The organism is Vibrio sp. 1401 (assembly GCF_033340295.1).
The window spans coordinates 21,217-32,239 of record NZ_JAWOWF010000055.1; the positions used below are offsets into that span (position 1 = coordinate 21,217).

13 protein-coding genes are annotated in these 11,023 nt (G+C 43.4%); 9 read left to right on the plus strand and 4 right to left on the minus strand.

What is annotated here, in order from left to right:
• Nucleotides 1-29 precede the first annotated feature (29 nt).
• Complete coding sequence (gene hutW, locus R7Z77_RS20930) at nt 30-1,400, minus strand: heme anaerobic degradation radical SAM methyltransferase ChuW/HutW (protein ID WP_064354555.1); 1,371 nt, start codon at nt 1,398-1,400, stop codon at nt 30-32.
• Between the two features lie 160 nt (nt 1,401-1,560).
• On the opposite strand from hutW, the gene R7Z77_RS20935 reads away from it, so the two are divergent.
• The 6 genes from R7Z77_RS20935 to R7Z77_RS20960 are packed head-to-tail and all read left to right on the plus strand — an operon-like array spanning nt 1,561 to nt 6,142.
• Nucleotides 1,561-2,307: an energy transducer TonB gene (locus R7Z77_RS20935; RefSeq protein ID WP_064354554.1), complete on the plus strand. Its 747-nt coding sequence runs from the start codon at nt 1,561-1,563 to the stop codon at nt 2,305-2,307.
• Nucleotides 2,307-3,005 (plus strand): MotA/TolQ/ExbB proton channel family protein, encoded by a 699-nt coding sequence (locus tag R7Z77_RS20940; protein WP_005375324.1) that lies wholly within the window; start codon nt 2,307-2,309, stop codon nt 3,003-3,005. The genes R7Z77_RS20935 and R7Z77_RS20940 overlap by 1 nt, the downstream gene beginning before the upstream one ends.
• The gene (locus R7Z77_RS20945; protein WP_053350535.1) at nt 3,002-3,415 is read left to right on the plus strand and encodes an ExbD/TolR family protein; all 414 of its coding nucleotides are present in this window, start codon (nt 3,002-3,004) and stop codon (nt 3,413-3,415) included. The genes R7Z77_RS20940 and R7Z77_RS20945 overlap by 4 nt, the downstream gene beginning before the upstream one ends.
• Before the next feature lie 28 nt (nt 3,416-3,443).
• Nucleotides 3,444-4,313 (plus strand): helical backbone metal receptor, encoded by an 870-nt coding sequence (locus R7Z77_RS20950; protein WP_318136812.1) that lies wholly within the window; start codon nt 3,444-3,446, stop codon nt 4,311-4,313.
• A 9-nt stretch (nt 4,314-4,322) separates the two neighbouring features.
• On the plus strand, nt 4,323-5,360 hold the full coding sequence (locus R7Z77_RS20955; RefSeq protein WP_053350537.1) for a FecCD family ABC transporter permease: 1,038 nt from the start codon (nt 4,323-4,325) through the stop codon (nt 5,358-5,360).
• Nucleotides 5,360-6,142: a heme ABC transporter ATP-binding protein gene (locus R7Z77_RS20960; protein WP_005385036.1), complete on the plus strand. Its 783-nt coding sequence runs from the start codon at nt 5,360-5,362 to the stop codon at nt 6,140-6,142. Before R7Z77_RS20955 ends, R7Z77_RS20960 begins: the two co-directional genes overlap by 1 nt.
• 112 nt (nt 6,143-6,254) lie before the next feature.
• Here the strand turns inward: R7Z77_RS20960 and R7Z77_RS20965 are convergent, their stop codons facing one another.
• The gene (locus R7Z77_RS20965) at nt 6,255-6,716 is read right to left on the minus strand and encodes a TetR/AcrR family transcriptional regulator (RefSeq protein WP_005385033.1); all 462 of its coding nucleotides are present in this window, start codon (nt 6,714-6,716) and stop codon (nt 6,255-6,257) included.
• Nucleotides 6,717-7,323: 607 nt separating this feature from the next.
• Here R7Z77_RS20965 and R7Z77_RS20970 point away from each other — a divergent pair.
• Nucleotides 7,324-7,623, plus strand: a complete 300-nt coding sequence (locus tag R7Z77_RS20970; RefSeq protein WP_005375307.1) for a YfcZ/YiiS family protein — start codon at nt 7,324-7,326, stop codon at nt 7,621-7,623.
• 88 nt (nt 7,624-7,711) lie between these two features.
• Here the strand turns inward: R7Z77_RS20970 and R7Z77_RS20975 are convergent, their stop codons facing one another.
• On the minus strand, nt 7,712-7,984 hold the full coding sequence (locus R7Z77_RS20975) for a YnjH family protein (RefSeq protein ID WP_167415898.1): 273 nt from the start codon (nt 7,982-7,984) through the stop codon (nt 7,712-7,714).
• Between the two features lie 319 nt (nt 7,985-8,303).
• Here R7Z77_RS20975 and R7Z77_RS20980 point away from each other — a divergent pair, with 319 nt between their 5' ends.
• Nucleotides 8,304-8,903, plus strand: coding sequence for a hypothetical protein (locus tag R7Z77_RS20980; protein ID WP_005375305.1), 600 nt, complete (start codon nt 8,304-8,306; stop codon nt 8,901-8,903).
• A 73-nt stretch (nt 8,904-8,976) separates the two neighbouring features.
• Here the strand turns inward: R7Z77_RS20980 and R7Z77_RS20985 are convergent, their stop codons facing one another.
• Entirely contained in the window at nt 8,977-10,086 is a 1,110-nt protein-coding gene (locus R7Z77_RS20985) for a 1-acyl-sn-glycerol-3-phosphate acyltransferase (protein WP_005385027.1), read from the minus strand.
• A 191-nt stretch (nt 10,087-10,277) separates the two neighbouring features.
• Here R7Z77_RS20985 and R7Z77_RS20990 point away from each other — a divergent pair, with 191 nt between their 5' ends.
• Complete coding sequence (locus R7Z77_RS20990; protein WP_064354553.1) at nt 10,278-10,886, plus strand: hypothetical protein; 609 nt, start codon at nt 10,278-10,280, stop codon at nt 10,884-10,886.
• The last annotated feature ends 137 nt before the right edge of the window (nt 10,887-11,023 follow it).

An 11,023-nucleotide genomic window follows, 5' to 3' on the forward strand; every position in this document is an offset into this window, starting at 1 on the left:
GTCTTCCGTTTTTGTTCAATTTGTTTTCATTAATTATTGGATGCTTTCGGTACGGTTTCGTTCATCTCTGATGTGAGTACCTGAATACAACTTTGAGCCAATGACACTGCCCAGAAGCTGCCTGCAAGAGTAAGGACTGCGCTACGTTCATGTAGCTGTACTAAGCCTTTCGCTTGCCACACTTTAAATAGAGGCAATAAAAACCCGAACGCGTCCTCTCCCATAAATGATGGAAGTTGATTTGCTTGAACAATGCCACGGTCAAACGCAGATTTGAGTGCAGAAAAAAGTGGTTCTAGAGGGCTTTGTTTCATCATCATCGCGATGGTGCTTTGACCTTCTTTGACCGCTTTAATATAGGTCTCTAGTGTGCGGTGTTGCATCATCCCGTAGCCACCGATATTACCTCCAGCACCACAGCCAATTGGCAATACCTCTGCATAAGTCTTGGCTAAACTATTGTATAAACTACGCTCGCGGTTATCGATTGCCCAATGGTTCACGCTAAGTTGCTTCATATGGTGTTTGGCCATAAAGTTCACACCGAGCTCATACATTCCCGCTTTTTCTGGTGTGGTCGCAGGTGGCGGGATTTTTCCCTTCTCTACGAGGTTGAGCATGGGAGCTGACCCACCAACCACTAACTGATACAAATCCAGTCCGTGTGCGCCAGTCGAGAGGAAATCATTTAGATCTTGCTCTAACACTTCTTTGGTTTGATAAGGTAAGCCATAGAGTAAATCGATAATGACCGGAATTTTGTCTTCTTTGGCGATCTCGCTCACTCGTTTGAGTACATCTTCCCTATCATCTAAACGTTTTGCGCTGCGGCGCACTTGTGTATTAAAACTTTGCACACCAAAAGAGAAACGATTAAACCCACCCTCTAAAGCGCCTTGATACAACTCATCAGAAAAACGATTGATGCGACCTTCTAAGGTGATTTCGCAGTCTGCAGCCAAAGGAAAGTGGTCTCGGATAGCCTGGCCTAACACACGAACCTGTACTGGAGATAAATCCGTTGGCGTTCCGCCCCCGATATATACGGCGTGAAAAATACCATTTTGTGTCCAAGGTAATGCCGCTTTCTCTCTAAGCTCCTGCATTAATGCTTCAAAGTACTCATCAACCAGTGTGCGACTTGCAGCATTTTGAAAGAAGTTACAAAAAGTGCAACGAACGCGACAAAACGGAACATGAATATAAAGACAGCGCTTATTGGTCGCTTTAATTGAGTTAGCCGTAATACTCGAAAAAATCGCCTGTTGTTGAGACGAGGGCACAGGTACGCTCGCTCCCCCGGCATGTGCAGAATGCTTCTTAACAAAAGCAAATCGCAATGGATCAGGACTATCACTGCCCAACACTGATTCATCAAGCTTATCGATATCGACGCTCATATATACTCGCTTAACTCCCATCATGTAAGGGATGGAAGCTGATCTTAAAAATTCTGCAAGAATCATAATTTGAGCGTAATGATAATGCAATTGATAATTGATCTTATTTCTATTGTAAGTAATAATCTGCCCAAGTTTTCATAGTTTCCCGAGATATTCCGTGAACGTACAAAGATATGTCATTGCAGGAGGTGCTTCCCTTGCCATCCATGCCGCACTTCTTTTTGTTTCTCAAGAGACAAAGGTGTTCGCGATGCCGGCTGGAAACCCAGCAAGTTCGGTAAGTCTAAATCTTGTGTCTGCTCCTCCAGCTGTCGAAAAATCTACACCAGAAAATGTAGCACCACCAAAAGAGCAGCAGCCTCAAGACCAACCTGAACCAGAAAAGAAGATTGTAAAAAAACAGGTCGTCAAGAAAGACGCTGTTAAGAAGAAGGTAGTAGAGAAAAAACCTGAACCGGTTAAACAATCTAAACCTAAAGCGGTCGAGCCCACCAAAACCGTAACAAAGCAAAAGGTTCAGCCCGAAGCGAAACCAAAGAAAAAAACGGAACCAGTGAAGAAAGAGACGGTAGCTCAACAATCCGCACCTGCGAGCCAATCCAAAGGGGCAACGTCTCAGCCTGTCTTGGTCGACAAACCAACGTTTGTGAGTCAACCAACACAACCCCGTTACCCAAGGTCTGCACAAAGACGCGGTATTGAAGGTGTAGCCTTGTATGAGATATGGCTAGATGAGAATGGTAACCAGATTAAACAGGTTTTGATTGAGTCTTCCGGCACAGAGTCGCTAGATGCCTCAGCACTTCGTGCGATCAAACAGTGGCAATTTACACCACATATTTCAGGTGGGCTAAAAGTCGCTCACCGAGTACAAGTACCTGTTCGTTTTAAGTTGGATGGATAATGGAACAACTACAAGAATTACAAACTCAATTTGGGCTGATGACATGGCCTTTGATCATTTGCTCAGCTCTAACCGTGATGATCATCGCCGAGCGATTATTCCATGTGTTAATTAGCCTTGGTGTAGGAAAGCGAGCCATTCGCCAAAAGCTCACAGGATTAGACCCAACAAATGGGAGCGAACTTGAAGCACTTGCTGAAGAGTTGTCGAATAAGCGGCCGCTTCTGTACCGTGGTGTTGCGATGTTGCTTGCTCATCATTCTTTCTCGAAATCTTTAAGAGAAGATGCCGCAGGTATTTGGCTGCAAGAAAAACGCCATCAGTTGCATTCCGGCCTTCGTTTGCTGACGCTGATTGGCGTCATCAGCCCTTTAATTGGCTTGCTTGGTACGGTACTTGGCTTAATTGACATGTTTAAAGGCATCGCGGTTTCAACGGGGAATATCACTCCGAATGATTTGGCTGACGGCCTAGGTCTTGCTATGCGCACCACTGCCGCGGGTCTCATTATCGCACTTCCTGCCATTTCAGGAGCGCAGATCATTGGTTTGTGGGCGGATCGTGTAATCGCCAAGCTTGAGCACACTTTAAACTACGTCAACTTATGGCTTGAAGGTATCTCGTTACAGCATGTCTCGCCAGACCACTCAAAAGTAACACTGCGCTCTTCTGAGAAGATTGAGGCAGCAACTAAATGATTAAAACACCACAAGATAATAGTCGTAACGGTTTAACCCCCGATTTAACACCGCTGTTAGACATTATTTTTATCGTCATGGTTTTCCTGATGTTAACCGCAGCGGTCAAACTCGATTCATTAGACGTCAATTTACCGAGCACAGAATCTCAGGCTGTTGCAGATGTCGATAAGCAATCCATCACGGTAAATATTCTTAAAGACGAGCCTTACTGGGCTATTAACGGCAAGACATATATCGATTGGGACAACTTTACCCTCGCGCTGTTAGAAGAGAGTAAGTCAAGCGATAAACCGATTGTAATTGGAGCAGAAAAAACCGCGAATATTCAGTCGCTAGTACAACTTCTCGGCTTTTTACAAGAAAACGGAATTCAAGCAACTCAGTTACTCACTGAAGAGCCATCATAAAAATAAGTAAGATAGAGATCCTTTCAAAATGAAGAACACACGCATCACTATTCATGCTGTTGTCACGGCAGCTATTTCCCTACTTGCGAGTAGTCAACTTTTTGCCAATGCAACGCCATCCTCAGAGCGCGTTGTTAGCGCAGGCAGCGCCGTCACTGAACTCTTGCTTGAACTCGACGCTAAAGATAGCTTGGTTGCTATCGACGTCACCAGTCAATTACCAAAAGGGATGGAACTGCCTAAAGTGGGCTACCATCGTCGTCTTTCAGCGGAGGGGTTGCTCGCCTTACGTCCGACAAAAGTCATTGGTTCTGATGAGATGGGGCCGAAAACAACATTGAGCCAATTGAAATCGGCTGGCGTAGATGTAGAAATTGTTAATACTGATGCAAATGTCGAGGGCCTTTATCAACGTATTGATCAAATTGCGAACCTTATGGCTCGCAAGGCTCAAGCTGAAAGCTTAAAGCAAGATGTCCAGGCGCAAGTACAAGCACTCAATGCAAACCAGCCTAATCAAGCAAAGAAAAAGAAAGTGCTCTTTCTGCTGATCCATGAAGGGCGACCTGCAAATGTTGCGGGCTCACAAACGACACCCGATGCAATTATTCAACTCGCCGGCGGACAAAACCCAGCCGCTACACAACTCTCGTCTTACAAGCCTCTATCCACAGAAGCGATGGTAGAGATGCAGCCTGACGTGATTATTGTTAGTGGTCGCAGCTATGAAACGTTGGGTGGTGCCGATGCAATTTTAAAAGCAATGCCGCTTCTTGCTGCAACACCCGCTGGAAAGAACAAAGACATCATAACGATTGATGGCCATGCTCTGGTAGGTGGTTTGGGCCTTAAAAGCCTTGCAGAAGCTAAACGCTTGAATGCACTGCTTTACCCATAGAGACATGACATGTTGTTAAGACGCATCCCCCTTTCAACGACGTTATCAGTGCTTAGTGGATTTTTAGCATTTATTGCTATCGCCTCTATTACCGTTGGCCCAATGAACATTAGCTTTGCTGACAGTTTGCGTAGCCTAACGGGAGGCAGTTCTGATCTCGCTCCTCACATTCAGTTGGTCATTAACGAAATCCGATTGCCTCGCACCATTTTGTGTATGTTCATCGGCGCCATTTTGGCAATTTGTGGTGTGGTTATGCAGGGCTTGTTCCGTAACCCATTAGCCGAGCCTGGTATCATTGGTGTGTCTGCTGGCGCTGCTCTTGGTGGTGCATTCGCTATTGTTGTATTTGCTGAATTTAGCCAAAACTATCCGCAACTAATGAACTTAGCGGCTCTGCCTCTTTTTGCTTTCCTTGGCGGTGCACTAACGACTATTCTCGTTTATAAACTCGGCACAAGTAAGTTTGGTACCTCAGTTACAATTATGTTGTTAGCCGGCGTTGCCATCAGCGCGCTCTCGGGGGCTGCGATTGGCTACATGAACTTTATCGCAGATGATCAGATGCTGCGAGATTTGACGCTTTGGTCGATGGGCTCATTAGCTGGTGCAAATTGGTCAGGGATTGCTCTATCTGCTATAACACTCGTCATCCTATTGCTCTGGTTTCAGAAGAAGTCGATGGCGCTGAATGCTCTGTTGTTAGGGGAATCAGAAGCAAGACACTTAGGAGTTCCGGTTCAAAAACTCAAACGTCAGCTTATTTTACTTTCTGCACTGGGTGTTGGTATTACGGTGAGCATCAGTGGTGCAATTGGATTTATTGGGCTCGTGATTCCTCACTTAGGGCGCATGCTCGCTGGGCCTGACCATCGAACGCTATTACCAATATCTGCCTTAATGGGAGCACTGCTTCTTACTGCCGCAGATATGTTTGCTCGTGTTGCCGTGGCACCAGCTGAATTACCAGTTGGAATCGTGACCGCATTGATTGGCGCGCCCTTTTTCATCTACTTATTGTTCCAGCAAAAAGGGAAGATTTTGTAATGAACCAGATCGTTTTATCGGGGAAAAACATTTCGATGACGTATGGCAACCGTGTGGTGCTCGATGACATCAACATTGATATCCGAGCTGGTGAAGTGACCGCCCTACTCGGCCCCAATGGCGCAGGTAAAAGTACTTTACTCAAGCTTCTATGCGGTGAGATCTCTTCGAATCATCACATCACCTACTTCGGTAAACAAAAGCATGATTGGGAGCCTGAAAAAAGCGCCAAACATATTGCAATGCTCCCGCAGCACAGCACCTTAACCTTCCCATTTCTAGCCAGAGAAGTAGTAGAGCTGGGGGCAATACCGCTATCACTGTCCAATAAAGAAACCACTAAACTGGCTTTACATTACATGGAACAAACCGACGTATTGCATTTAGCAGAAAGCCTGTACCCGTCTTTATCTGGTGGAGAAAAGCAACGACTGCATCTAGCACGAGTGATGACACAACTACATCAATCTGGCGAAAAACGAATCTTAATGCTTGATGAACCTACCTCAGCGTTGGATCTCGCCCACCAACACAACACGTTAAAGATTGCTCGTGAAACGGCAAAAGCACAAAACGCAGCGGTGGTTGTGGTGTTACATGACTTGAATCTAGCCTCTCAGTACGCAGACCGCCTTGTACTCTTGCATAACGGGAAACTAGTTTGTGATGACACGCCATGGAATGCACTAACGTCAGAGCGCATTGAGCAAGTTTATGGCTATCGATCTATTGTGACAAAACATCCGACGCTAGACTTCCCTCAAGTGCATGCCGCAGCATAAAGCGTATCTCCTCTAAGCCGTCTCTAAAACACTTTGATACGACAAAGGCCCGCAATATGAGAATTGCGGGCCTTTGCTTTGATAGTGGCAGAATTTGGTGCTTTAAAGGCTATTACTTGCTCATTTGGATCAATGATCGACCAATCAACCACTCAAGCTCTTTGTCACCACCCGCACCAAACTGGCTTTCAACCATTTTGTATAAGCGGTCAATACCATTAGCAGCAAATTCTTGCGCATTTTCAGCGGTGACAATGTGATGGAATAGCAGTCGTAAAATCGCGAGAAACTCAGCATCTTCCAGCGCTTTAATCCAACTTTGTGAAAATGCATTTAATCCTTTATCAAACTCTAAGTGTTCAATAAACATTTTAAAGATACGGCCATCCAGTGCGGCGGTGAAGTCCGTTTTCTTAGGGAAGTGGTGGCTAATACCGGTACGCGATATACCTGTCTGCTGGCTTAGCGTCGTGTACGACATTTTGTCGTAACCTAATCTGAGTAGCTGATCAATAACGGCATCCATGATCTTTTGGATAGTGATTTCGGTATCTTCTTTACTACGCTTTGGCATATTTTAAGCTCTTCTCTTTGTAAATCCATCTAACTCACTATTAAATGAGGCCAGAATGAAATCATTCTTAGCATTATACCCGGCTCGCCGATGCGGTTCGATTAGCGAAAACCTAGAAATCAGGTTGCTAAGCGCTGCACTTGAAAGCGCTTTGGGTATATGTATTGCGACTATTTAATATCATGTCGAGTTCCAAACCATAACGTCTTTACACTGCGTAATGTGTAATTTTCAGTTATGTTTTTGTCAATACATGCTACTCAAAATAAGGCGAAAAGTTAGTCTCATCAAAACCTTGCGCCAATTATTCATCGAAACTATTCAAAGACCAAGAATGATAATTATTAAAAATAATCAATCAAGAAATAGTCTTATAAATTAACCATTAGTTCAACTGGACTGAGCAAAATCTCGTCACTATGTTCGTTAATTGATTTTAAATGTTGATATATATCACATTAACGTTCTTGATGATTTAGTAATCCAATCTTTAACCCTTACTTAACAAGTGCCTATTCTGTTCCTTTTTTACGCAAAAGTCGTCATTTTTGTAGATACAGATCAAATACCTGATAGAATACCCTTAGTATTTACAAGAGGATTCGTTATGAGTGTCGAATTAGAAAAAAACCAAGTATGTGAGGCCTGCGGCTGTGCTGGCGAGATTGGCTTTATCATCAAAGAGGGTGACGAAGTTGCCGACGTAACGGTTTTCGCACAGACAAAAACAGAGCTAGAGTCTGAACTACAAAAATACATCGAGCTCGCTAAATCAGTATGTGCTGATGTTGAATACAATGTTTCAGAAATAACCGAAGAATCGAACCAAGCGACGGCTCGATTCAAATTTGAAGTAAGTGCTGAAAAACTTATCTTTGAATTAAAAACTCGCTCACTCGCGCGTTAATGAAAAAAGCGAGCATGATGCTCGCTTTTTATTTTTCCAATCTCTTAATCTTAAACCGCTCTAAATGAAACAGACAACTTCGGCGCGTTTATTTATCTTTTTTGAACACGACCCACTTTAACGAGCCATTGGTTTCAAAATCGTTCTCAGCGATACACATCAGTAATACGCCTTCAACATTAATCACGGCCCCTGTGGTGTAGGCTTTATCATCGTAGTAACAAATACGCTGACCTACCTTACCGTCAGCAACTATTAGCGCTTTGTTTTCTGGTGTACTGTATGATTTAGCAAAAACGGAACCCGACAGCAGTACTGCAATAACACCAGCGGTAAAAATAGATACACTTTTTAACTTCATGAAAATCTCCCTCAAACCTCAATAATACTAACAAGGACCTTTGTGAAGTTCTTGGAAGAATCTCATATTATTCAAATATCTACTGATATTTTTCTCACCTCTACACTTGGGTCTGCTTCACATTCAATCATTTAATTTATCTCATTTTAGTAAGCTTGAAGTTACTTAGCGCAGTAAAGAAGCGCACACTTTTAGCGTGCATCTCTAATTTGAATATTTAAGTTATGAATCAAAAACTGTGAGCAAAAAATGCATAATAGGTTTATTTAAGTATAAGATAAGCACCTGTTGATCTCGGTATTTAACTAACTCTTTGACTATGCGTTTTGTTTCCCTATGCCTTACTTCAATCCTACTCTGCTCATCTCCTTTGGCATATGAGCTAGATTACTATTCTAAGTTTGGTCACATCGATAATTACGGCAATCTTGATCTTAGAAACAAGCCTTACACCCAACTACCCTCTGGCCTAGTGGTAAAGGGCAACTTAAACATCTCACAAACCCCTATCAAAACCTTGCCTAAAGGGCTTGATGTTGAAGGCAGTCTGGAAGCAACTAACAGCGCACTCAAAGTTATTCGCTCAGGAACAAAGATAAAAGGCTATGCAAACCTACTAGGTAGTAAGATCGAAAACTGGCCTAAAGGCATCAAACTAGGCGGTTACCTAAATCTGACAGATACACCGTTAAAAGCGCTTCCAGCTAAACTTCGAGTAAAAGGTGATCTAAGTGTTATTCGCACTCCCATTTCTGATCTTCCTGAAGGATTGGTGGTTGATGGTAATCTCTATATTGGAGGATCAGCGCTGAAAGTATTTCCAGACACAATGACGGTGAAAGGGAATATCTATTTAGGTGGTAACAGGATCACAAAATGGCCCAGCAATTTAACCCTTGGTGGTGCCGTCGCACCTTAAAGAGCAGATAAACAAAAGCCCCGGCAGACCGAGGCTTTAAGGCATTCTGAATCAACGAGTTCAGTGACGAAGATTACTCTTGGTTATTCACAGGATTAGCATAGCTCGCCACCAAATAAGGTCTTGCGCCTTCAGGTAGCTGATCCAACTTATCCGCGAGATGACGCTTAACCGCTTCCGTAATGATGCTCGAATCTTCATGCCCAGCAGCTAACAAGTTGATTGGGTACAACTTGTAGTTGTTGTGAATTTGGCGGTCGATTTCACCAGCAAGAGATTCCGGCGTTTCAAACTCTTGCTCAATCACATCACCAAACGCAACATGTACACGGCCTTTATAGCCAACGATACCTTGAATGATACTTTCGATATCTTCAAATTCGCCTTTTTCATAGCGGCCATTTTCTGCTTTTTCGTACAGCTCTTTTGCTTTGGCAATGTCACATGGATCATTTTCATAGGCAATCGAGACTGGAACGATTTTCAGAGAACGCGTGTACTCACCAAAGCTGATCTTTTGTTTACGACCTTCAACATGGAACATTTTTAAAATCGCAGGATCAGTAAAGTCGTTTCCATCTTTAGCACGACCTTCCTTTTGGGCAATCCAAATTGAATTGCCAGTATCAAGCGAATGTTTGATATAGCTTGACAATTGTCCCAATGCTTTCATCATTTCTCTAGGCGCTTTAGCAGAGCGCTTAACGATGAAGCTCTTATTGAGTCGCATCAATTCTGTCGCACATGGCTTCTTCAGCAGGTTATCGCCAATCGCTATACGAACTGTACGGTGCCCACTTTGGTACAAGCCATAATTTACGAGCGCAGGGTCCATCGCAATATCACGGTGGTTAGAAACGAATAGGTATGACGTGTTTTTATCCAGCTTATCCAAACCAGAAAAAGTGACGCCATCCGTTGTCTTATTCAATGTATCTTTCAGATACTTCTTCACTTCAATCTGAATTGCTTCGACAGAATCAAGCTTGCTCCACTTAGCTTTCAGGTAGATACGCAGGATCGGGCTCATTAGCGTTTTGAACCACGCTGCTTTATTAGCAAAGCGATGTTCTAGGATAGCAGTGATAAATTCATCATCTTGGATTAGACGATCCAGCGCTGCTGGAATTTCTTCGTCGTTGTAAGGACGAATTTCAATATAAGGATCGGTATTGGCTGTCATTGTTCATTACATATCAAAAAAAGCTGGCACATTTTACGCATAGTTTTGCTGACAAGCAGCATTTCAACCCATACTTTTAACATGGTCATACCAGTTAAGCCACCATTTATCATGCTAAAAAATTCTCTCAGCAGGTTGGAATCGTATGGGTTTAACGTTACCCTTAGCGCCAAAAAACACTGGTACTCATAATGAACTACGCAATTGAATTTCACGACGCTAAATACCCCTTTCTTGATGTAGCTGCGCGTAAAAAAGCACTGAAGCACAGTCTACTATCTGTCATCGAAGGGTTAGCCGTCATTAAATTGGGTAAGCAGGAGTATGCCATTGAACCAGGCCAATATTTTTGGATTCCTCAAGGATGTTTGAGCTCCCTCACCTTTTTACCTAATTCTCGTGTATATCGTTGTGATTTTTCTGTGCGTTTAAATGACGAGTTCTCACAACAGGCGGGCTTTGTGAAGCCTTCACCGCTACTAAAAGCGCTCGTCGAGAAGCTAGCAACAACAGCCGAACGCTCGGATCTGCAAACCGATCTACTGACAGTAGTAAGACATGAAGTATTGACGCTGTCTCCTAAACTAGCGCACTCAACGTTAACAAGAGCCATCAATCAGTGGACTCCTGGCTGTGACATGAATATTTCTAAAGAGCTTTGCTTGGTACTAACACTACGTGAAGCAAGAAAAATGAAACTGTCGGGGAAGAAGGAAGAGCAAATTGTTGACTCTCTTTTTGCTGGTAACACCGAAGAATATGAACAGCTTTGCTTTTTAGTCTTTGGAGAAGCGCTATAACTGCTCTTCAACAAGCTACGTGTTCAGCATTACGTAGAATTACGGACACAGAAAGTAGATTTGACCCGTCCTGATATGGGTTGACACTTTTTAACTAAAACGCTCGATGTACTTCATCGGGCGTTTTGTATTTTAAA